The 23,076-nt window shown below is 35.9% G+C and carries 21 protein-coding genes; 8 read left to right on the forward strand and 13 right to left on the reverse strand.

The features are described from left to right. Positions 1 to 325 precede the first annotated feature (325 nt). Complete coding sequence (locus Q4534_RS02355) at positions 326 to 1,171, forward strand: hypothetical protein (protein ID WP_303611566.1); 846 nt, start codon at positions 326 to 328, stop codon at positions 1,169 to 1,171. A gap of 67 nt (positions 1,172 to 1,238) precedes the next feature. Then, positions 1,239 to 2,498 carry a glycosyltransferase family 2 protein gene (locus Q4534_RS02360; RefSeq protein WP_303611567.1) on the forward strand — a complete coding sequence of 420 codons (1,260 nt, stop codon included), beginning with the start codon at positions 1,239 to 1,241 and terminating at the stop codon, positions 2,496 to 2,498. A gap of 27 nt (positions 2,499 to 2,525) precedes the next feature. Here the strand turns inward: Q4534_RS02360 and Q4534_RS02365 are convergent, their stop codons facing one another. The 9 genes from Q4534_RS02365 to Q4534_RS02405 form a co-directional block, all read right to left on the reverse strand. Next, a complete protein-coding gene (locus Q4534_RS02365) occupies positions 2,526 to 3,542 on the reverse strand; it encodes a polysaccharide deacetylase family protein (RefSeq protein WP_303611568.1) in 1,017 nt (338 codons plus the stop codon). Then, positions 3,532 to 5,175 (reverse strand): glycosyltransferase, encoded by a 1,644-nt coding sequence (locus tag Q4534_RS02370; RefSeq protein ID WP_303611569.1) that lies wholly within the window; start codon positions 5,173 to 5,175, stop codon positions 3,532 to 3,534. The genes Q4534_RS02365 and Q4534_RS02370 overlap by 11 nt, the downstream gene beginning before the upstream one ends. Before the next feature lie 12 nt (positions 5,176 to 5,187). Then, on the reverse strand, positions 5,188 to 6,168 hold the full coding sequence (locus Q4534_RS02375; protein WP_303611570.1) for a glycosyltransferase family A protein: 981 nt from the start codon (positions 6,166 to 6,168) through the stop codon (positions 5,188 to 5,190). Between the two features lie 50 nt (positions 6,169 to 6,218). Beyond that, the gene (locus Q4534_RS02380) at positions 6,219 to 7,526 is read right to left on the reverse strand and encodes an ABC transporter ATP-binding protein (protein WP_303611571.1); all 1,308 of its coding nucleotides are present in this window, start codon (positions 7,524 to 7,526) and stop codon (positions 6,219 to 6,221) included. A 10-nt stretch (positions 7,527 to 7,536) separates the two neighbouring features. After that, positions 7,537 to 8,379 carry an ABC transporter permease gene (locus tag Q4534_RS02385; protein WP_303611572.1) on the reverse strand — a complete coding sequence of 281 codons (843 nt, stop codon included), beginning with the start codon at positions 8,377 to 8,379 and terminating at the stop codon, positions 7,537 to 7,539. Positions 8,380 to 8,446: 67 nt separating this feature from the next. Further along, complete coding sequence (locus Q4534_RS02390; protein WP_303611573.1) at positions 8,447 to 9,484, reverse strand: glycosyltransferase; 1,038 nt, start codon at positions 9,482 to 9,484, stop codon at positions 8,447 to 8,449. A gap of 553 nt (positions 9,485 to 10,037) precedes the next feature. Beyond that, positions 10,038 to 10,940: an MBL fold metallo-hydrolase gene (locus tag Q4534_RS02395; protein ID WP_303611574.1), complete on the reverse strand. Its 903-nt coding sequence runs from the start codon at positions 10,938 to 10,940 to the stop codon at positions 10,038 to 10,040. Continuing rightward, positions 10,940 to 11,638 carry an SOS response-associated peptidase gene (locus tag Q4534_RS02400; protein WP_303611575.1) on the reverse strand — a complete coding sequence of 233 codons (699 nt, stop codon included), beginning with the start codon at positions 11,636 to 11,638 and terminating at the stop codon, positions 10,940 to 10,942. Before Q4534_RS02400 ends, Q4534_RS02395 begins: the two co-directional genes overlap by 1 nt. An 18-nt stretch (positions 11,639 to 11,656) precedes the next feature. Then, positions 11,657 to 12,625 (reverse strand): YheT family hydrolase, encoded by a 969-nt coding sequence (locus Q4534_RS02405; protein WP_303611576.1) that lies wholly within the window; start codon positions 12,623 to 12,625, stop codon positions 11,657 to 11,659. A 122-nt stretch (positions 12,626 to 12,747) separates the two neighbouring features. On the opposite strand from Q4534_RS02405, the gene Q4534_RS02410 reads away from it, so the two are divergent. Then, on the forward strand, positions 12,748 to 14,403 hold the full coding sequence (locus tag Q4534_RS02410) for a pyruvate dehydrogenase complex dihydrolipoamide acetyltransferase (RefSeq protein WP_303611577.1): 1,656 nt from the start codon (positions 12,748 to 12,750) through the stop codon (positions 14,401 to 14,403). A 90-nt stretch (positions 14,404 to 14,493) separates the two neighbouring features. Continuing rightward, the gene (gene hslV, locus Q4534_RS02415) at positions 14,494 to 15,036 is read left to right on the forward strand and encodes an ATP-dependent protease subunit HslV (RefSeq protein ID WP_303611578.1); all 543 of its coding nucleotides are present in this window, start codon (positions 14,494 to 14,496) and stop codon (positions 15,034 to 15,036) included. A gap of 42 nt (positions 15,037 to 15,078) precedes the next feature. Here hslV and Q4534_RS02420 read toward each other — a convergent pair whose 3' ends face one another. After that, complete coding sequence (locus Q4534_RS02420; RefSeq protein ID WP_303611579.1) at positions 15,079 to 15,375, reverse strand: Dabb family protein; 297 nt, start codon at positions 15,373 to 15,375, stop codon at positions 15,079 to 15,081. A gap of 374 nt (positions 15,376 to 15,749) precedes the next feature. Continuing rightward, positions 15,750 to 16,094, reverse strand: coding sequence for a single-stranded DNA-binding protein (locus Q4534_RS02425; protein WP_303611580.1), 345 nt, complete (start codon positions 16,092 to 16,094; stop codon positions 15,750 to 15,752). Between the two features lie 191 nt (positions 16,095 to 16,285). Here Q4534_RS02425 and Q4534_RS02430 point away from each other — a divergent pair, with 191 nt between their 5' ends. Then, positions 16,286 to 16,684 (forward strand): hypothetical protein, encoded by a 399-nt coding sequence (locus tag Q4534_RS02430; RefSeq protein WP_303611581.1) that lies wholly within the window; start codon positions 16,286 to 16,288, stop codon positions 16,682 to 16,684. Here the strand turns inward: Q4534_RS02430 and Q4534_RS02435 are convergent. Then, positions 16,674 to 18,461: a glycoside hydrolase family 15 protein gene (locus Q4534_RS02435; protein WP_303611582.1), complete on the reverse strand. Its 1,788-nt coding sequence runs from the start codon at positions 18,459 to 18,461 to the stop codon at positions 16,674 to 16,676. The two genes, Q4534_RS02430 and Q4534_RS02435, sit on opposite strands and share 11 nt — an antisense overlap. A gap of 121 nt (positions 18,462 to 18,582) precedes the next feature. Further along, positions 18,583 to 19,086: a UpxY family transcription antiterminator gene (locus Q4534_RS02440; RefSeq protein ID WP_303611583.1), complete on the reverse strand. Its 504-nt coding sequence runs from the start codon at positions 19,084 to 19,086 to the stop codon at positions 18,583 to 18,585. Positions 19,087 to 19,470: 384 nt separating this feature from the next. On the opposite strand from Q4534_RS02440, the gene Q4534_RS02445 reads away from it, so the two are divergent. Genes Q4534_RS02445 through gmd form a run of 3 tightly spaced genes read left to right on the forward strand, consistent with a single transcriptional unit; the run spans position 19,471 to position 22,607 of the window. Further along, the gene (locus tag Q4534_RS02445) at positions 19,471 to 20,466 is read left to right on the forward strand and encodes a mannose-1-phosphate guanylyltransferase (RefSeq protein WP_303611584.1); all 996 of its coding nucleotides are present in this window, start codon (positions 19,471 to 19,473) and stop codon (positions 20,464 to 20,466) included. A 4-nt stretch (positions 20,467 to 20,470) separates the two neighbouring features. Next, positions 20,471 to 21,424 (forward strand): GDP-L-fucose synthase, encoded by a 954-nt coding sequence (locus Q4534_RS02450; RefSeq protein ID WP_303611585.1) that lies wholly within the window; start codon positions 20,471 to 20,473, stop codon positions 21,422 to 21,424. Between the two features lie 43 nt (positions 21,425 to 21,467). Next, positions 21,468 to 22,607, forward strand: coding sequence for a GDP-mannose 4,6-dehydratase (gene gmd / locus Q4534_RS02455; RefSeq protein ID WP_303611586.1), 1,140 nt, complete (start codon positions 21,468 to 21,470; stop codon positions 22,605 to 22,607). Positions 22,608 to 23,076: the final 469 nt, after the last annotated feature.

A 23,076-nucleotide genomic window follows, 5' to 3' on the forward strand; every position in this document is an offset into this window, starting at 1 on the left:
AGACTTTCAACCATAAAAAATTCAGACATCATTTATTTGCTCAAGGATGGACAGATCTTAAACCATGGTAATTTTGAGTCACTTACGAATGAGTCTTCCAATTTTAAAAAGATGGTGGCTTTGCAAAACTTTGATAATTAATTTGTGAGCACCACACTCCGATGATCATATATTTATGGCGTAGAGGGGGTATTTGGAGATTGTTACAAAGTTTTGTCTGCTGAAATTACTGTGTTATAGTTTTGGTATAAAAGATTACTTGGTAAATAATACTAGAAACCTAAGTATAATTTTCAATTTTAAGATTTCAATAAAGCTTTTAGGTATGAAAAAAATTACTTTTCCCTTGACGTATGAGTATTTGCAAGAAATAAGAATGGCTCAGGCTGTGATGGAATCTGATTTCACATTGTGTGTGGAGCCTTGGCAAGATAATCGGTTTAAAAGACTTAAAGAATTTTTCCCAGTAAAATACGAATTGATTGAGCCAGATAGTAAAAATGTAACTGTCATTTCAGATATTCTTGTTGCTCATAAAACAATTACTCCGGAAACCAAAATTGGAGCACTTTCGCGACCATTGATCCTTCCTCATGCAATGCTTGACTATTGTAAAAAATTATGGCCGAAAAAAAGAAAATACAAATACGCATTTATTGGGAAAATCAATAAAGCTCGAAAAATATGGCTGCAAACATTTCTAAGCTCAAAAGTAAAGGGATATATGGGGATATCCGGAAAGGTGTTTATTGATTACCCTATTTTTAAAAAGTTAAGTGTAATTTTTAGAAATTTTGATAAACTTATAGTAACGGAATCTTTGAGAGGGAGAGAATTCCCAGGGAAAGCATGGGACGATGAGTATTTTCGAATTCAGTCCCAAGCTGAATTTATACTTTGTCCGTCAGGAGATGTAGGATGCCCTTGGACTTACCGATTTTTTGAGGCGATGCTTTGCGGGGCGATACCTATTATTGAAGCAGAGTCACCTTGCTATGAACCATTTAAATTCTATAGGGCAGAGCAAAATCCTGATTCATTTATTTATGACCAAGAAATTGTTGACTATAATTTCAAGCAATGTGAGAAATACCTCACCATTGATACCAAAGAATTAAATAGTGAATTGTCTAAACTTTATGATAAGTTGAATGCTCTTTCGGATAAATAGTTAAAGTATGGATGGTTTTATAATGAAATAAAATATTGAGCAAACCTTCGCTTAATAGCCCATTGTGATGAAAGAGGATAATGCTTATATAGTTAGCCACCTATTTCTTGAAAATTTAGCAATTCCCAACTTAACTGATACTTGTAATCAAGGAGTATATCTAACAGTTTGGTGGAAGGAGATACCACTTGGTCATTTTGAATTGGCACCAAATACCAGTTTTTCCGCAAATGACTTTTATCAAAAGGTTGTCTGGTCTATTGAAGCAACCCTTGAATTTTATTTAAAAAACCAAAATACGCTACTTAAAGATGATTGGAAAAAAATGATCCTAGAGGGGAGGGGAAATGATTTAAGGGTATTTCTGGAAAAGGTTTTTTTTTCGATTACTCATGTTGAATTTCCAAAAGTCGTACCCATATCAATAATAATTTGCACTCGAAATAGAGCTAAGGATTTAAAAAGATGTTTAGATTCTATTATGAGAATGGCAAGTTTACCGGCTGAATTGATAGTCATAGACAATGCGCCTAATGATGATCAAACTAAGGAGTTGGTAAATGACTATGGCAATGTCAAGTACTATGAAGAAACAAAGCCAGGTTTGTCCAATGCCAGGAATAAGGGTGTAGTTGAGAGTTCTCAAACGATAATTTCATTCACTGATGATGATGTAGAAGTTCATAAAGATTGGGCCTTTAGGATATGGGAAGCATTTGAAAATAATAAAAAATTATATGCCATCACAGGGCTTGTGTTGCCCAAAGAACTTAATTCACCGGCACAAGTGCTTTTTGAGAAATCTTGGAGCTTTAATAGAGGTTATATAAATACAGAATATGGTGCTATCTACTGGAGAAAAAATCTTTCTAAAGGCCCTCCTGTTTGGCAATTGGGAGCTGGAGCCAATATGGCTTTTAGGAAAGAGGTTTTCAACACAATTGGTTATTTTGATGAAAAGTTAGGAGCCGGGGCTTCTGGATGTAGTGAAGATTCTGAAGTTTGGTTTAGAATTTTAAACAATCATAATTATATGGAATACTGTCCTTTGGCAGTTGTTTTTCATAAACATCGGTATCAGCTCTCAGAACTAAAGTCCCAGATTTTTCAATATATGAAAGGGCATGTTGTTGCTGCCTTGGTCCAACAAACGCAAAATAATAATGCTGGTTATAGGAAGTATGTGTATGTTACATTACCAAAATATTATTTAAATAAAATTGTAAAAATTTGGAAAGGTAAGGGGCGGAATTTTAAGTTTCTTCGTAATGAGATTACGGGTGTTTTAGCAGGCGTTTTCTTTTATTATAAAAATTATAAGCATTAAGTTATACTTATAATAAAATATATAAGGTCATGACATCCAATTTTCTAATTGCTGCTGGAATTCTTTACCGCTCCAATTATTAACCTGAAATCTACCAAATAATAAGGGATCTGCTTTATACTTAATTAGTCGCGGTTTAGTTGTAAAAGCTGTCTCAAATCCTTGTGATTTTAATATTTCTAAGGTGTTTTGGTCAAATTTACCCGAAGGGTAGGCAAAAGAGTCTATAGGGGAGTTTATGGCCGATTCAAGAAATTGTTTGTTTTCACAAATTTCTTTCTCTTGTTCTACCTCATTTAACTGAGGTAATAGCGGATGACTGTTGGTATGTCCACCTATCTGAAATAATGGGTTGGATGATAAAGATTGAAGATGTGGTTTTTCCATGGAAATGTTATTGAACTCCAATTGTTTACTATTAATTCCAGCCCATTCTCTAAGCTTTTTCATAATTAATTGTTGTTCTTGGTAATCCAAAGTACTCAATAATCTCCAGAGATCTAAGTATAGTTGAGCCCTTAAACCGGGTGGGGGTAAGGTTGCATTCCAATTTTCATATAAATGCCTGAATTTTTCGGTTAGGATTATTTCATTTTTAAGGTCAAAAGAAAAGATTGAATCCCTATAATTTAAAACCAATTTATCAGGTAATATGGGGCTTTCTAGTATGATATAAGTAAGCTCATCCCACCAGAAAGATTTTTTAGTGCCTAAATGCTTGGTGGAGATAAAAAATGTCGCTGGTAAATCATAGGCTTCTAGGATAGGTTTGGCGTATAGGAAATTATCCATATACCCATCATCAAAGGTGATGAAGATGGTAGAATTGGGCTTTTTTTGATTGATCCCTTTGATGTTAGAAAGAGGAAGAACTAATTTACTTGCTTTTAAAATTTCCAGATGTTGCTCAAAATTCTGAGGACTAACTACTAAATTCCATGGGTCTAACGATGAGTTAATAACTCTATGGTACATTAACACCAACACTGGAGGGGTTGAGTTTATTTGTTTCCATTGTTTTTTTACCCAATTTTTAATTTTCATTTTCTTCTTTTATTGCCTTGACAGTTACTATTACCTGCATGCTAGGGTCTTGATAATCCAGCATTTCCTTATTGATTTCAGGAAGCCCCATGCCATAAAGAAAAGCAGTTGCTGCATACACATTTCCATAGGTCTTTATATCTAAATGACTTTGGGGGAAATACTCGGCCATTATTTTTTTCATTGCCTGACCTGTAAAAGACCAATACCAAGTGTAACCCCACTCGCCATAATCGATTGGTGTAATTCCCGGAACAGTTAATAACAGCGTTCCTCCTGGTTTTAATATTCTATGACAGGTTTTAATTACTGATTGATAATCGTAAACCAAATGAAGGGTTTGTGTTAATAAGATACAATCAAAGCTATTGTCTTCGATATGAGGGGCTTCACTAAGATCTCCTACGATGGTAGCCTTAGGGTTTGTATCATTTATGTGGAGAATGTCGCTGGTTTTAACCATTTCTTTTCCAAAGCGAAGGGTATAGTCATTGTCTCCGATTTCGAGGGCCCTTCCATAGATACTATCAGAAGATTCCGCTAAAAAATTCTCGATATAATATCGGTCTATTGGGCCACCTCTATCATAACCAAAGTTTTTACTAAATGGACGTAAACGCTTAAAATCCCCTGATTTTACATTTTTTATTGGCGGGATAAATCCTTTATAAATGCCCAAATTGAATAGTATGCGTTTACCTTTGAGCGGTATAATGTTTTTCAAAAATTTATATTTTTTAAATCTACCCATAAGGTTTGCCTTTATCTTTTTATAGAGAATACTAATGAAATTGCTGTCAAATAAAAATAATATATACTTAGAAGGATTGGGACTGTTTTTAAATTGATCATATAATAATTTCTGGTAATATTTTGTAAAGTTTTGTTTACCTTCTTGTAAGGCCAAAAGATCTTTTTTTGTTGATAAATTATCCTTTTGGCGGTCCAAAACTTTCAATACAGTTGAAAGCATCAATGAAATATTATTAGACATGTTTTCTTGATGCATCCTATAAACTGATAATACCTTTCTGTGGTGAGCAATAGGGTATTTTTGTGCTATTCTTAAATAAAGGTCATAATCTTCACAAGCTTTCAAAGTTGAGTCATACGATATTTCATCAAAAACCTTTCTTCTGAACATCACGGTGGCATGCATTCCTATGTAATTTCTTTTTAATAGCGTCTGGAAGTGATCTGAGGCAACATTTTCCCGGATTGTTTTTATTTTAATATTATCTATTGTGCTGACTTGATGTGCTCCTGAAACAAATGCCAATTGGGTCTCCTTTATCAAATATTCAATATTATAGGCGACAGCATCTTCAAACAGCAAATCATCTGCGTCCAAAAAAACCAAAAAATCACCCTTACTGTGTTTTATACCGGCATTTCTGGCTGATGGTAAACCTTGATTTTCCTGATAAAGGTAAATTATATTAGCATAATTTTTCGCTACATTTTTTGTGTTATCTGTAGACCCATCATCCACAATAATAATCTCTATCTTCTTATATGTTTGCCTTAAACAACTATCAATTGCTTCCGAAAGGTATTTCCCATGGTTAAAGCATGGGATGATTATGGAAACTAGCGGTGAATTCACCTTTGAGAAGTTGTCATGTTTTTCCATAAAGAGATTAGCTTAAGAAGCTCGATGTTTACTAGACGGTTGGATTTTTTTAAACAGTTGATGAAATATCTCTAAACCGCTTTTATTTGTTAGTTTGACAATCCTTTTTCTATACCTTTTCAAATAGGTTAATTGCTTGTGAAAAGCCGGGTGTTTTAATGAGAATTGTGCTTGGCTAATGATTTTCCCCAGTTTTTTAGGTGATCCGGGGTTTGACTTTTGGTATTCGTCTAGCCAATTTAAAAAAGAATACCTATGCCCATGGTAGGTTCCTTGTTGGTGTGAGGTGTTTACCATAGATTCCTGTCGTTGACGATAGAAATTGTTACAGCTGGAAGAAATGTAGACCTTTTCGTTAAGGTAGAACTTTGACAAGAAAATTTGATCCTCATACATCCCTTTGAAGTTCTCTTCAAACCCGCCATGTTTTTGTAAGATTTTTTTGTCGACTAAAATGCCACACATGCAAGGTGCTGCACCGGTACCCAATGGGTATAATGTGAAAATCAAATTAGGGGGTTCATGAATACAGTCTTGATCTGCTCCTACCGGTATGATAATGTTTTTGGAATTAGAATGACACCAATTGTTCCAATAATAGGTGGCTTCACAATACAAAGGTGAGGAGTTGATTAACATAGTGTAAACACTTGTGGTCAAAAAATCCGGTAGCCAAACATCATCGCCATCTAAAAATGCAATAATTTCTCCCTTTGCTAAATCAACAGCCAAATTTCTGCTTGCACTTAAACCTTTATTAATATGGCCATCATGGTCATGGTATTTGATTTTAGAGTATTTTTTGGCAAAGGATTTAGCTATTGTTGTACTCCCATCTTTCGACCCATCGTCAACTAATATTAATTCCCAATTGCTGTATTTTTGGCCTAAAACACTTTCAATAGCTTCCGTAAGGTATTTCTCTTCATTAAAAAAACAGGTGATTACCGTCACAAACAATTCGTTTGTATGATTTCCTGATTTTTTTTGCATCGTTAGAGGTTTCGTAGCTATCATTTTTCGCCAATTAAATACTTTTTGATTTAGTTTGTACCAAGCATTTCAGTGTTCCATTCAAACTTGGGACGAACCAGCCCCCCTATATAATCGGTGTACTCTTTTCTCATATTACCAGAATCCACAATAGTAAAAGAAACAGCTTCTTCTATAAATGCAATACTTGTAGATGCTTCCCGATTTATTAAAGCATTGATGAAATACCCTCCTTCATTTAAAAAGTACTTTGGGATTTTTACTCTGGAACGATAAGTACCTGCGTTCAAATTCACATTTGAAAATTTGTCAATATTTGTGGTGGTAGAGGGCCAGTTTCCTGATGATAATATCAATATTCCACTTTCGGAAAATAACTGAATATTACTTGTAAGTTGATTGCCATTTTGATTGGTTTCAAATTCAATTTCAATAAAAAACGGATCATTGTCATTTAATATGTTACCTATTTGATGAGACTGATCTAAAACCCTTACGGCATTAATTTTGACACCATATTTCCCTACTCCTGTCATTCCAGGCTCAGATAACCACACGGCCTTTGATTTATTAAAAGCGATTTCACTATAAGTAGAGATTGTTGCATTAGTGGGGCCATCCATTGTCAAATTTCCGGCCTGTAATAAAATTGCTCTACTACATAGCGCTTGTACAGCACCCATATTATGACTAACAAAAAGAATCGTTCTTCCTTCCTTGCTTACTTGCCCTAGCTTTCCCAAACATTTTTTCTGAAATTCTGCATCTCCTACAGCCAATACTTCATCCACTATAAGAATTTCTGGTTCTAAATGAGCAGCTACAGCAAAAGCTAAACGAACATACATTCCACTACTATATCGCTTTACAGGGGTGTCAATGTGTTTCTCAACCCCCGAAAAGTCAATGATTTCATCAATTTTCCCTCTAATCTCAGCCTTGGTCATTCCCAAAATCGCACCATTGAGAAATATATTTTCTCTACCTGTTAACTCGGGGTGGAAACCTGTGCCTACCTCCAATAAACTTGCTATCCTACCCTTTGCCTTTATAATGCCAGTAGTAGGGGAAGTTACCCTAGAGAGGATTTTAAGAAGGGTTGATTTACCCGCTCCATTCTTGCCTATTATTCCCAAGACTTCTCCCTGATTCACATTGAAACTTATATCTTTTAATGCCCAATAGTCCCCATATTGGGTAGGTTTAAAGTTGTCTTGTTCAATACTTTTAAATGGGTCTTCCTTCCCTCGTATTTTTGCCCACCATTGGGTTAAATCCTGACTTAGTCTACCTGTGCCAATAACCCCAAGTCTGTACTTTTTACCTAAACCATCTATACTTATAACTGTGTCTGACATACAATTAAGATTAAACAACATCCATAAAACTTTTCTCAATTCTATTGAAAATTAACACGCCAATAAATAGAGATAAAAAAGTAATTAAAGTACTGTATAGTAAGTGCCAAGGATTAAATTCACCAACTCCCAAAAGTGAATATCTAAATAACTCAATAATTGGTGTCAAAGGGTTAGCTAGAATAAATAGCTTATATTTTCCTTCAAAAAAAGACAAAGGATAAATGACAGGAGTTGCATACATTAACAGTTGTGTCCCAAAAGAGACAAGGTGTACCATATCCCTATATTTCGTAGTCAAAGAAGATATGATTATTCCAACACCCAATCCCAATGCCGCTACCAATAATAGTAAAAATGGGATAAAAATCAGGTAGGTGTTTAATTGAATATTAATGCCTAAAACCCAATGGTGATAAGCAATAAGCAAAAGAAGTAGTGTTAGTTGAATTGCAAATCCAATCAGTGCTGAAACAACATTGGATAAAGGAATAATTAACCTTGGGAAATATACCTTTCCGAATATTCCTGCATTGGCAGTGAAGGTAACAGATGTTTTATTTAAACAAGAGGAAAAATAGTTCCAAATTACCAGCCCGGAAAGGTAAAACAATGCAGGAGGAGCACTATCCGTTGGGATTTTCGCTACCTTATCAAAAACCAGAATAAACATTATGGTAGTTAGTAATGGTTGAATAAGAAACCACAATGGGCCAAGAATAGTCTGTTTATAAACTGCAATGAAATCTCTTTTTACAAACATGAGTAATAAATCACGATAAGTCCAAATGTCCTTAAGATGGAGATCAAACCAAGAGGTTTTAGGTTTTATTATTAAAGTCCATTTTTCCATTATCGTCTGTTGTTTCCGAAAGTTACTTGATGAGTAGGCTTCAAAATAGTCTTGACCTTGCGGTAGGTTAAAGTTTGGGAGGAGTAATTTTCTTTGAAAAATAATTTGAATAGTTAACCTCGTTTTTCTTTATTTTGAAGATGATTTTAATGTATAGCTTGAATAATAAATAATAAAAATTGCGGTCACTAGTTTGAATTGAAAGGGCTTTCTTTATTAATTGATGAGCTTTTTTTCTATCGCTGATTTGTTGCCAAATTAGGTTTGCACTTTTAATGAAGGATTTTTTACATGCTAATTTTTGATCCCACATAATGTGTTTCATGTCTTCAGGAAGTTGTTTCTCAATATTTAAAATTGTCTGAGCCAAGTCGATTACATTTTGTCCGGTTTCCTGTTCCGGGTAGGATATAGAACCAATATGTCTTCTGTATTCCGCCAGTATAGAAGTGGAGTAGGCTATGGGATAATTTTTTGCAATTCTTACCCACATTTCCCAATCTTCTCCGAAAACTACTCCATAAAAGCTTCCTAATTTTTCATATACTTCCCGCTTAACCACAGTTGCCACATATTGTGTAGGTTGTTCGGCTGACATTATGTGTAATGCATCCTTTAATATTCCTTCTCTATCATGGTTAAATTTACCTTCCTTCTTTATTTGGCCATTTCCGTCAATAAAATGGTACCTACAAAAGGCTGCGCCCGCTTCAGGATGAACTTTAAATAAATCTGAAATTTTATCATAAAACCCTTCCTTCACTCGATCATCTCCATGCAGAAGGTGTACCAATTTCCCTTTTGATCTATTGATGCATGTCTCAAAATTCCTTAAGCTACCAACATTTTTTTGTTGCCTGTAATAAGTCACCCTGTCACCTCCTATTTTTTTAACCAAGCTTTCAACGTCCGCATCAGTGCTGCAATCATCAATTACTTCTATCTGCATAAGGTTTTCACCTAAATCCTGAGCCAATACACTATTTAAGGAGTCGATTATAAATTCAGAGCAATTATAGACTGGGATCATTATCGACCAAAGTGGTCTTTCGTCAAAGGGGGGAATTGGTTGAATTTTAGGTGGTGATTGGGGGATTCGTTCCATTTAAATACATGCTTATTATGAGATTTTGAAAACGATAAGAAATTATACTTACCGTTATCCATAAATGGTTATATAAATAAAATTAAAATAGTATTTAATAAATTTTGAAAGAAACTAAGGAATAAAGGATTGATGATTAAGCTTCCTTTAAAATTACATATTAAAATTAGTTAAAACAATAAAAATACACTTAAAGCTATTTTAAATAGTTAAAAGTGTTGTTTGTTTTTTTTGTTAGGGGTTATGGTTTTTGATTTTGAGGAAAAATACCATTGAAGCGAGTGTTGTATTCATTGCTGACAAATACAAAAAATGGGAAGGCTTAAATCACTTACTAGTGAAACCAAAATCATTGCAGCTAATTTTAAAAAAGTTTTATTAAGGAATGGAAGACTTATTGTTAATTTAATTTTTTGAAGGATTCGCTAGAATTGTGTACTTGCAAAAGCCACTTTTCTTGCCCATTTAACAGAGAATAGTGAATGGGTTTTATTTCTAAATTAAATGACAGGTGGATAAATGAATTTTATCCACGTAACAGCATGTGAAAAAATTATATCCTCCCTTCAGATTTTAGCTTCCAATACCTCAGTAAGCCTCCCACAGACATCCAGCTGGGGTTGGCAAGCTCATACAACTTCTGAATTTCTTTGCCTGCCCCTTTACTTTCCAATTGCTTGGCTGTGTATTTCATAAATTCCGGCGTTATATCTTCAGCTTGATCCTTATTGTCAAACCGTCTTTTTATATAAAGGGCCCAGTCCTCAAGAATTTCTATCAATTGAGATAAGTGTTCTTTTGGATTGGTGATTTTACCAAAATGAGTTAAGTACAATTCCTTTGGATGACGATCTAAAATTTTGATTATGGAAGCCTTCCATGCTTCAATATCAATATCCGGAGGAGGGCAAGGAGGCACTACAGGTCCATTTTTTATTTTGACTCCGCCTACATCACCTGTAAATACCAAGTCATCTAATTGCCAAGCAATATGATGACTGGCATGGCCCGGGCTGTGAATGGGAATGAATGTTAGCTCTTCAATCAAAATCTTTTTTGTGTCTTCCACAGGTACCAGTAAACTTTGGTCAATGCTTTCCATTGGCCCCCATAAGGTGTCCATTTGCTCATGTCCATAGATTTTAGCAGCAGAGTTCCAAAGTCTTTCAGGCTTGGATAAGTGTGCCAAACCTTTTGGGTGGAGGTATACCTTAACTCCGGCTTTAGCAAATTCCCATGCAGCACCGGCATGATCAAAATGTATATGGGTTAACAGAACAGCAGCTAAATCTTTGGGTTGAAGACCAAGGTGCTGCAGGCTAAACTTCAACTGATTCCAAGTACTGTGGGGGCCTGTTTCAATTAATACAGGCTTGCCTTTACCTTGAATAAGAAAACTGGCTATCGTTTCTTCAACTTGCTGAAACTTCAGGTCAATTATGTGGATTGAATACATTATCCAAAAAGGGTATAGTTGCCAAACTGATCCATAGGAAGTGTTTTCCTAATCACAAAAGGGCTGTCGTTTACTACTTGGTTAACCATAGGTGATACGGTATATTTGGTCATATTCTCATCCGGATAGGGGGATAGCATATCCAAAAGCTCTTCTTCGCTACTGTTTAGGTTCAGCCACTTTTCTTCATTCTCTTTTTTTAAGATTACCGGCATTCTATCATGTATTTCTGAGGTAAGACCGTTGGGGCGGGTTGTTAATATGGTAAATGTGTGAGCAATTTCTCCTTTTTCAGTTTCAAACTCTTCCCATATTCCTGCAAATGAAAACAAAGACTCATCAAGGAAGACAAATCTGTAAGGAACCTTGGTTTTTTTACCCACTTTTTTCCATTCAAAAAAGCCATCTGCCGGAACCAGGCACCTGCTCTTTTTAAAGGCATTCTTAAAAGAAATTTTTTCTGTGATGGTTTCTGACCTTGCATTGATAAGTCTATTGGCCACAGGCTTGTTTTTGGCAAAAGCCGGGGTGATCCCCCAATAAAAATGAGAAAAGCCTTTGGGGCTGTCGGAAGTGATGACCGGAACAAGTTGAGAAGGGGCAATATTGTACCGAGGTTTGAAGTCTTCCAGCATTTCTGCTTGAAATCTTTCTTCCAGTTCCATTTTTGATTTTGCTAGCGAATATCTTCCACACATATTATTTATATCAAAATCCTAATTAATATTTTCATTTTGGATAAATTCCAAAGCCCTTGTTTCCGACCAGAATCTTTCCTTAACTGTTCTTGGGCTAAACCCAACATGACCTCCATGTTTTGGGTATTCCAAGTATAATGATGCTTCATAGCTTCCGGCATTGGTTGGAAAACAATCCTTACTTAAAAATGGATCATTTTGTGCATTCAATACCAAGGTTGGATGCTTAATTTGGGATAAAAAATGCAGGGAGGAGCACTGTTGGTAATAATCTGAAGCATCCTTAAACCCATGAAGTGGGGCTGTATATTCATTGTCGAAATCCCTTAGTGAATGAATGCCGGAGAGGTTTTCAACCGATAATTTTTCCGGAAATAGTAAAGCTTTTTTTCTTATTTTCTGCTTTAATGAATAAAGGAAGTTATAGGCATATAATTTATTTCCAAATTCGTCAATTTTGTCACAAGAGCCACCCAAATCCAAAGGTACGGAAATAGCAACTGCCTTCTTTATGTGCTTTTTACTTTCCCAAGCGGTCTCACCTAGATATTTTAGCGTAAGATTGGCCCCCAAGCTAAATCCTATAAGGTGAATAGTAGAATAGTGCTTGGCAGCATGAGAAATTACCAAGTCTAAATCATGAGTTGCTCCGGAATGATAAAATACAGGTTGAGCATTCATGGATTCACTACAGCCTCTAAAATTCCAATTGAGGACATCGTAGCCTGATTCAAAAAACATTTTTGCCATCCCTGTCATATAAGGTCTCTGGCTATTTCCCTCCAAACCATGACTCAAAATAACTAAACTGTTTTTGCCGTTTTTTAACCAGTCAAGATCTAGGAAATCCCCATCAGGAGTGTTAATTCTCTCCCTTTCAAATGGTAAAGCCTCTTTTTTTCTGAAGATGGCAGGGTATATGGTTTGTAAATGGCCATTGAAAAGAAGCTGATTTCGGAGATATTTTGATGTTTTAACTACTGGCATTCTATGACTTTACTCGATTCACTTTTCTATCTTACGTGAAAATACTATTATTAAATTTGAATAAACATATTTTAAGAACTATTTTTGGATTGCTGAAAATATGAATTCGAATAATTTAACTTATGGCCGAAATAATACGAATGCCCAAAATGAGCGACACCATGGAAGAAGGGGTGATTGCTCAATGGTTGAAAAAGGTAGGTGATAAAGTAAAACCCGGAGATATTCTGGCAGAAGTGGAAACTGATAAAGCGACCATGGAACTAGAATCTTACGATGAGGGTACCTTGCTTCACATTGGCGTAAAGGAAAAGGATGCTGTTCCTGTCAATGGAGTAATTGCCATTCTGGGTGAAGAAGGTGAGAATATAGACGATCTCTTGAAAGATGTGGACTCAGGAGGAAGCTCAGAAAGTGTAGCTTCTGAAAGTAAGGAAGAAACAACTGAGGAAAAGTCTGAAGATAAAGCTAAGGAAACAACCACTGCTGAAATAGATGTGTCTGGAATTGCTGCTACGGTAATTACCATGCCTAAGATGAGTGATACCATGCAGGAAGGTACCATCGCCAGTTGGTTGAAAAAGGAGGGAGACGAAGTCAAGTCAGGTGATGTCTTGGCAGAAGTGGAAACCGATAAAGCGACCATGGAATTGGAATCTTATGATGATGGAACGCTACTTTACATTGGTGTGTCTGAAGGTGATTCGGTTGAAGTGAATGGGGTCATTGCCATTATTGGTGAGAAAGATGCTGATTATGAAACCTTGCTTAAAGCCCACCAACAAAAATCAACAGGTGCTGAAGAAGTAAAAGAAGAACCTGCAAAAGAAGAGAAACCTGCTCCAAAAGCAGAGGAAAGTAAGCCATCTAGTGCTGTAGCTGATTCTACTACCAATTCAACGGATAAAGGTAGAATAAAAGCCTCTCCTCTTGCCAAGAAAATGGCAAGCGAAAAAGGTATTGATATTTCACTTGTAAAAGGAACGGGTGATAATGGCAGGATAATTAAAAAGGACATAGAGAATTTTGATCCTTCAAAGGTTGCTGCAGCCAGTACATCAAGTAGTGATGTGGCGGCAGGCGTTGCCATAGGCCAAGAGTCATTTACTGATGTGAAAGTCTCTCAAATGAGGAAGGTGATTGCCAAGCGATTGGCCGAAAGTAAATTTACTGCGCCTCATTTTTACTTGACCATGGAGATCAACATGGACAAAGCGATCGAGGCTAGGAAAAGTATGAATGAAGTTGCTCCAGTGAAAATATCTTTCAATGATATGGTCATCAAAGCAGCTGCTGCCTCTCTTAAACAACATCCGGCAGTTAATTCTGCATGGATGGATGACAAAATCAGATACAACGATCATGTTCACATAGGCATGGCTGTGGCCATAGACGATGGGTTATTGGTTCCTGTTATTCGATTTACAGATAGTAAATCACTATCTCAAATTTCTAATGAAGCCAAATCTTTGGCAGGGAAGGCCAAAAATAAAGAATTACAACCAAAAGATTGGGAAGGTAATACCTTCACAGTTTCTAATTTGGGGATGTTTGGCATTGAAGAATTTACTGCTATCATAAATCCGCCGGATGCTTGTATTTTGGCTATTGGAGGAATCAAACAAACACCAATTGTAAAAGATGGAGAAATCAAGATAGGCAATGTAATGAAAGTTACTTTGTCTTGTGATCACCGAGTAGTGGATGGAGCTGTAGGTTCAGCTTTCCTTAAAACTTTGAAAAGTTTACTTGAGGATCCGGTTAGGTTGTTAATCTGACATATCCAATCATTAAACAATGTCAAAAAGTCCTAGAAATAGGACTTTTTGTTTTAAGTATGGTTTTTGAGAAGTAGTATAAAAACAAAAATGGAAAAAATTAAATCGACTACCGTAGTTGCTATAAAACATGATGGTAAAGTAGCCATAGGTGCTGATGGGCAAGCGACGATGGGAAATACTATTGCCAAAAGCAGTGTTAATAAAATCAGGAAACTGCAAGGAGGTAAAATCGTAACCGGCTTTGCAGGATCAACTGCTGATGCTTTTACGCTCTTGGAAAAATTTGAAGAGAAACTTGGCGCCTACAGCAACAATATGAAAAGAGCTGCAGTGGAATTGGCAAAGGAATGGAGAACAGATAGGATGTTAAGCAAGTTGGAAGCCATGATGATTGTGGCAGATGCTGAGGATATACTGATCATTTCAGGAACTGGCGATGTCATTGAGCCGGATATGGGGATAGCTTCTATTGGTTCCGGTAGCATGTATGCACAGTCTGCGGCTAGGGCACTAAAGAAATTTGCCACCAACCTATCGGCAAAGGAAATGGTGGAAGAAAGCTTGACCATAGCAGCCGATATTTGCATTTATACCAACCACAATACGATAATCGAAGAAGTGATTAATTAAAATTAATTGAGGCTTTCTTGGAGAAAGAAAGCCTCAATTTAATTAAACTTCAAAATCATAGATCTTGACAGAAGCCCATTTATCTTTATGATCTTTTATAAATTTAAGGTGGATTGGATCTATTTGATACTGGTCATGATCCGCAATGCTATCAAAATTAACCATTAGGGCAATATCATAGCTATCATCAATTACCTCTCTTTTTTCCGTAGCCGCCGGTTTGCCTATGGAATAACTTTTCACACTATCTGCTTGAGCAATTTCTTTGCAGCCTTCAAGCACTGCGTTTAAATCTTTTTCTGGCTGGTGAAGCCAAAAGAATACTTGGTGTACAATCATAATAATATTTTGTTTGAAATGGGTTTTTGGGACCAAATAACCAACAATAGTGATTGTGAGTTATTTGGTTGGTTCTATTAATAGCTTGAACCAACAAAAAATAAAGGTAAAAAGATAAGTTTAAAAAAGATATAAACTCGACGATTATGAAAAGCATAAATCAAAGAAGAACAAATTTGGTATTAGGCTGGCTTTGATGCCAGGGCTAGAGGAGACACTGAGACGTAGGATTACATGTTAGCGGCTATCCATTGTATTTTTGCCTTTCCTTTCTTCCAAAAAGCGGTGTATAAGATGTTAGAAGTATAAAACATAAACCCTAGATGCAGGATCGCATATGCTTGCTGTATCTAGGATTTATGTTTGCTTAGAAATCAGGCCTTGGACTTATCACCTAAAAGCAATACATCGTTGATCTGGACTTCTGTAATGTATTTTTTTTGTCCTTCTTTGTCTTCATAAGACCTATTTACCAACTTACCCTGGACGCATATTTCAGAACCTTTGTCGGTGTATTTATTTATGATTTCGGCCGTTTTTCCAAAGGCCACCAGGTTGTGCCAATAGGTTTCTTCCACTTTCTCCCCTTTGCTGTTTTTGTAGAACTCATTAGTGGCAAGGTTTAATTTTACCATCGGAGTATCTCCTTTAACTGTTTTAAAATCAGCTTTTGCGCCTAATCTTCCAATCAATTGTACATTGTTTCTAATACTGTTCATGATATTGTTATTTAGTGTGAATAGATAAATTCGTTTCCGATTTTGGAACAGTACAAAGTTGGGGTCAGCAGCTGTATTTAGCCCGATGTTATACGTTTATTTCCGTTTGTAAACGTTTGTAAACGTTTACAAACGTTTTTTTAAATTTATTTTATGCTTATATTATGTTTAAATAAGCATTTTTATCGAAGATGTCCCCACGAATTCAAAATTGTATAGACTGCGGAGCTCCCCTAAACGGAAGGGCTGATAAACGGTTTTGTGATGATTATTGTAGAATTCATTACAACAATAAAATGAAATCCGGTAGCAATAATTTGGTTCGAAACATCAACAATGCCTTGAAAAAAAACAGAAACATTCTTGCAGGCTTTCTTAAGGATGGAGAAGATACCACTAAAATTTCAAGAGAAAAATTATTGGAAAATGGCTTTATCTTTAAGTATGGAACCCATAGTTACACAACAAAAAAAGGCAGTAAATACATTTACTGTTATGATTATGGCTACCTAAAACTGGAGCACAATTTGTTTTTGGTAGTACGATTAAAGAATGAACATTTGGACAAGCCTAATTTTATCAAAGGATAAAATTAGGCTTGTCCAGTTTTTTGTCAATTCTGTAGGCTGCATTCAATAGCCCTACGTGGCTGTAGGTTTGGGGGAAATTACCCCACTGGCTACCTGTATGCTGGTCCACATCCTCTGAAAATAATTGCAAGTGGTTGCAATATTTACTGAGTGTCTCAAAACCTTCTAAAGCTTCATCCAAACGATTGACGCAGGCTAAGGCTTCAATGTACCAAAATGCACATATTAAAAAAGTGGTTTCTGGAGCGCCAAAATCATCTTGATGTTTGTACCTGTAAAACAAATAGTTTTTGGCCAAGAGGTCTTCTTCCAATGCTTTCAAATGATCGTTGGCTTTTTCTATATCGTCACCAAAATATCCCATGGTGATCAATTGCAAGGTGCTCGCATCCATGTGTTTGGACCCTATGGCTTGTGCATAAGCTTTTCTTTCAGGGATATAACAAGCTTCTATTTTTTGGATGGATTTATTTTTCAAATCGATGGCTTTTTCCATCATTTCTGTGTCGTTCATCCTTTCCGCTATTTTGATGGCCGCACATGATCCCGCCCAATGGAATAGAAAGGTGTAACAGTGCTCTTGCTGTAAATTTCTAAATTCCCACAGTCCGGCATCTTTTTCATCCATTGTCTCTTCTATTTTATCAAGTAGGTTATTGATAAAAGGTTTTGAATGACTTTTTTCGGATTCTACGAATCTTTTGTCAGCGTAAAGAGGGAGTAAGGTTACCAATACTTGTCCATAAAGGTCGTTTTGAATATGGGTATAAGCATCGTTTCCAAACCTGACGGGTTTTTCTCCTTTGTAACCGTCCAGATCGGAGATTATCTCAATAAGTTTGGATGAACCAGTAATCGCATACAGGGGCTGATACCTGCCTCTATTGTCTGTTGGGAGATTTTGTAAATATTCAAAATACCTTTCCAGTTCCTCAAAATGGCCAAGATGATTAAAAACATTCAGGGTATAGTAAGCATCTCTCATCCAACAATACCGGTAATCCCAATTTCTTGTTGAGCCGGGAGATTCAGGCAGGCTGGAAGTGGAAGAGGCAATAATCCCACCAGTATCTTCGTATTGGTGAATTTTCAGAATCAGAGAAGATCGGACCACCAACCTCTGGTGAAAATTCGGGATACTTGTGGATTTCACCCAATTTCTCCAATATTTGAGTGTGGCAATTAAAAATTTCTCAACTGTACTTTCTATAGGGGCTTCCAAAGGACTGCCATAAGTAAGCACCAAATATACTGTCTTTTGAAGATGGAAAGCCTCGTCCTCCATTATATAAGTAATGGAGCAGTTGGTTGTAAGTCTCACTTCTTGATCTCTTCCTGAGTATTGGATGTGATTGCTTTCCGGAATCGCTTTTAGTTTATTTTTACCATAGTCAGAAACGGGATGGCAATTGATTTTGATCTTAGGCTCACCTTTAATCGGCTTAATTTTACGGATTACCATTGATGGTTTAAAATACCTTTCGTAATTGAAAAACCTTGGGGCAAAATCTGTTACTTTATAAGCCTCTCCATCGGCCGTTTCAATAAATGTATCTAGGATGTTTGAATTTTCACGGTACTCTTGGCGAGAAGTAAAGTTATTGTCAGGAGGCAGGATGGTGAATTCTCCGCCTTTTTCCTTATCAAGCATGCTGCCAAATAAAAAATCACTGTCAAACCTTGGCATACAAAGCCAACTTATATTTGTGTTTTTTTCGATGTGAGCGATATAGCTACAATTGCCAATTAGTCCGGTGCCGTAGGTGTGTTTTTCCATAAAAGTAGGATGTATTTAGAATGATTAGATTATTGGTTTTTTAACAATATGAAACCAAAAACCGCCATCGGTGGTACAAGTTATTAAAAATATTGTGCTTTATTAGTGATTTGATAATAATTTATTGTATGATTTTTAAAAATTTTCTTGGGACATTCACGAGCATACTTTGATTAATGCTGGGAATACGGATAATAAAGTAATCCTGATTGGACTTTTTAATACATTCTCCTTGCAAACCTTGCAAAGGCCCCCCGAGAATTTTAACGGTTTCTCCTTTTTCAATATTATCAGTGTCAACTTCTACAGAAACCCCCGTTTCAATGATGCGTTGGATGGTTTCAATTTCTTCTTGTTGTATGTAGGAATGTTCCCCGGAAAAGTTGATAAACTTAACTGCTCCCGTTACTTGTAGCGATTCCCATAATCTCTCTTTGCTTGTATGAACGAAAACATAACCGTTGAATAAAGGTTTTTGAATTTTTTTCTTTCGATCACTCCACTGTCTAATTTCTTCAACCATAGGGAGGTACACTTCTGTGCCCTTCTCTTTTAGCCTCTCGGCTACTTTTTTTTCTGCTCTTGGGGCGGTGTACATCACATACCAATTAAGCTTTTCAGTCATATTTTACTTAGGGTTAAAATCCGAAAGTACCAAAAATATTGGCCATACTTCAAATATGAAATGATAAAAAAAATATTTTTTCTAAAAATTAACCTTTTTCTACAACTACAAAACAATATAAATGTGTTTTAAATATAATAAAATGCTATTTAAAAAAATATTAACACAATAGGCAATTTTTAATTACTTTTGTATCAGGCTTTATTTACATATTGTTTTAGTTTTAACAAATTAAAAAGCCTCTAATTTTGTTAGGTATTTTTGTTGTTACCACCTATTTTTGAAAAATATTAAAGAACCTATTTTGAATTTTAATTGATTATATTTTGTGGAAAGGTAGTCAAATAGGTTTTGGTCTACCACTAACAGTGAAAATGCAAATACATGAAAATCGTTAATGTAATATTATCAGGGGGAGTAGGCAGTAGATTGTGGCCTCTGTCCCGGAAAAGCAGACCCAAACAATATTTACCCATTTTTGAAGATCAATCACTTTTTGAGAAAACTGTTATTAGAAATTCAAAAGTATGCAACCAGGTAATGGTGGTGGGAGGAGTAGACAACTACCAACTCTCAAGAGATATTTTAAATAAAGAAGAAAGCGCCAATTATTTGGAATTGGTAGAAGCAGCACCTAGAAATACAGCTGCAGCTATAGCCTTTGCAGCACTTTCATTACCTGAAGACGCAATCATGTTGGTTACCCCTTCAGATCATTTGATTGGGGATCAAGAGGTGTATGATGCGTCAATAAATCAGGCGATTGAAATGGCCAAAAAGGGTTTTTTGGTTACTTTCGGACTTATTCCTAGTAAACCCGAAACAGGATTTGGATACATTGAGCATGAGGGGAACGATGTACTTGGCTTTAGAGAAAAACCAGGTTTAGCACAAGCTCAGTCCTATTTGGATCAAGGAAACTTTTTATGGAATAGCGGCATGTTCTGCTTTGAGGCAGGAACTTATCTAAGTGAACTGAAAAAACATGAGCCGGAAGTTTATAAAACTTCTAAAATAGCTTTAGAGAATGCTAAGGATGGCTTTTTGCCACTGGATTTAAGTATGAAAATTCCATCAATTAGTGTAGATTATGCTGTGATGGAAAAATCAGACAAAATTAAAGTAGTACCTTCAAGCTTTTCATGGTCAGACATGGGGTCGTTTGAAGCCTTGTTCGATTATTATCCTGAGGGAAGTAAGGAAAAGATAGATGGGAATTTAGTATTGGGCTCCGGAAAACATGTTGAATTTGTAGGCTTGGAAGACGTTGTGTTGGTGGAGACAAAGGATGCTATTCTTGTTTTGAACCGGAGTAATGCACAAGATGTTAAAAAAGTATATGAACGTTTGGAAAAGGAAAATCCAGGATTACTAAGTTAAGGAAATGGTAGATAAAAACACTAAAATATATATTGCAGGGCACCGAGGAATGGTAGGTTCTGCTATTCAAAGGTCTCTTGAAAGTAAGGGATATACAAATATTATAGGCTTTAGTAGTAAAGACCTGGATTTGACCAATCAGTTAGCTGTTAAAGATTTTTTTGAAAAAGAAAAACCACAAATAGTAATTGATGCAGCTGCAAGGGTAGGAGGAATTCTGGCCAATAATAATTATCCATATACTTTTCTTATGGATAATATGTTGATTCAAAATAATTTGATCAACTGTTCTCACCAGTATGGGGTGGAAAAGTTTATTTTCCTTGGAAGCTCTTGTATTTATCCTAAGTTGGCACCTCAGCCATTGAAAGAGGATAGTCTACTCACCTCCTCATTGGAGCCAACCAATGAATGGTATGCTTTGGCAAAAATCACAGGCGTCAAGGCTTGTGATGCGATTCGAAAGCAATATGGTAAAGACTTTATAAGTTTAATGCCTACCAATCTTTATGGTCCTTACGATAATTTTGATTTGGAGACTTCACATGTGATGCCTGCCATGATCAGGAAATTTCATGAGGCCAAAGAAAATGACAACAGCCCAGTTACCCTCTGGGGCTCAGGCTCTCCTATGAGAGAGTTTTTACATGTAAATGATATGGCAGATGCTGTTGTATTTGCTGTTGAAAATAGCTTTAAAGATAATCTTTACAATGTAGGGACAGGTAAAGATTTAACCATAAAATCCCTAGCGGAACTGATTCAAAAAATTACAGGACATACTGGTGAAATTGAGTGGGATAGTGAAAAGCCTGATGGTACTCCTCGTAAATTAATGGATGTGAGTAAAATGTCTGATGCCGGATGGCAGGCAAAAATTGGCCTTGAGGAGGGTGTAAGAGAAACCTACGAATGGTTTTTGAATAACATCGGCCAGTATAAACAAGTGAAACTTTAACTATAAAATTTATTAATTTAACAGCTCATTAATTTAGATGTCTATGAAAACGGCGTTAATAACAGGTATAACAGGACAGGATGGTGCTTATCTTGCAGAACTCTTATTGTCAAAAGGATATATTGTTCACGGAATAAAAAGGAGAGCCTCTTTGTTTAATACAGATAGGATTGATCACCTTTACCAAGATCCACATGAAGACGAAAAGCGTTTATTCCTTCATTATGGTGACTTGACAGATTCAATGAACTTGACAAGAATCATCCAGGAAACTAAACCGGATGAAATTTACAATCTGGCAGCAATGAGTCACGTAAAAGTGAGCTTTGACACCCCAGAATATACGGCAAATGCTGATGGAATAGGTACCCTAAGGATTTTGGAAGCTGTACGTCTATTGGGAATGGAAAAAAGCACCAAAATTTATCAAGCATCTACTTCTGAGCTTTATGGTTTGGTACAGGCAGTTCCTCAGTCAGAAACTACCCCGTTCTATCCAAGATCTCCTTATGCTGTTGCTAAGCTTTATGGTTATTGGATAACCGTGAATTACAGAGAAGCTTACGGTATGTATGCTTGTAATGGTATCCTATTCAACCATGAATCCCCTTTAAGAGGTGAAACTTTTGTAACCAGAAAAATTACTAGAGCTGTTGCAAAAATTGCATTGGGTTTTCAGAAAAACCTTTATATGGGAAACTTAGATGCCAAAAGAGATTGGGGACATGCTAAGGATTATGTTGATGCCATGTGGAGAATACTTCAGCAAGACGAACCTGAAGATTATGTGATCGCTACAGGGGTAACTACTAAAGTAAGAGACTTTATTAAAATGGCTTTTGAATTAGTTGGATTTACCTTGAAGTTCGAAGGTGAAGGTTTGGAAGAAAAAGGGATTTTAGAATCCATTGACAAAGAAAAAGCATTTGAGGTTCTGGGAACTTCAACTTTTAATGTAAAAGTTGGTGATGTTTTGGTTAATGTTGACCCGGCATATTTTAGACCTACCGAGGTTGATTTATTAATTGGTGATCCTAATAAGGCGATGACCAAACTGGACTGGAAACCAAAATATGATCTAAAACTATTGGTTGAAGACATGGTTCTTTCAGACGTAAGTTTGTTTAAAAGAGATGTTCACCTAATGAAAGGTGGTCACAAAGTCTTAAATCAGGCTGAATAGTCATTTTATTAAACAATTGAGTTTAATAGGGAGCAAAACATTTATTTGTTTTGCTCCTTTATATTTTACAGAAATTTGAATTAATTTTGTATACTGTTATTTAAGTTTGGAAATTAATTGTACTTCACTTTTTAGTCTAACCTCATAGTTATACGGTTAGAGGAACCCTTTTCTTTTTAAACAAACCTTAAAATAGAGATTCCGTATTTACCAATGGTTTAATTTATGTTCACTTTCCATTGTGAAAAGTTCCATTAAATTTCGACCAGTAAGACTATGGATTTAAAAATTCCATGTTATGTTAATTCCATAGGTATTGCTTACTTTTGTGGTGTAATTTGAATAGGGCCAATTCTTTGTGCAATTGGGCCATTTCATTGATGGAATGCTCTATTACTAAATGTAACTGAGGTGGCGAAGCTGTAGGTTTTTGTAAACATGAATCTCCAAAAATTCATCAGTTTTTATT

Source organism: Cyclobacterium sp. 1_MG-2023 (assembly GCF_030546805.1).
In the GTDB taxonomy this organism is placed as follows: domain Bacteria; phylum Bacteroidota; class Bacteroidia; order Cytophagales; family Cyclobacteriaceae; genus Cyclobacterium.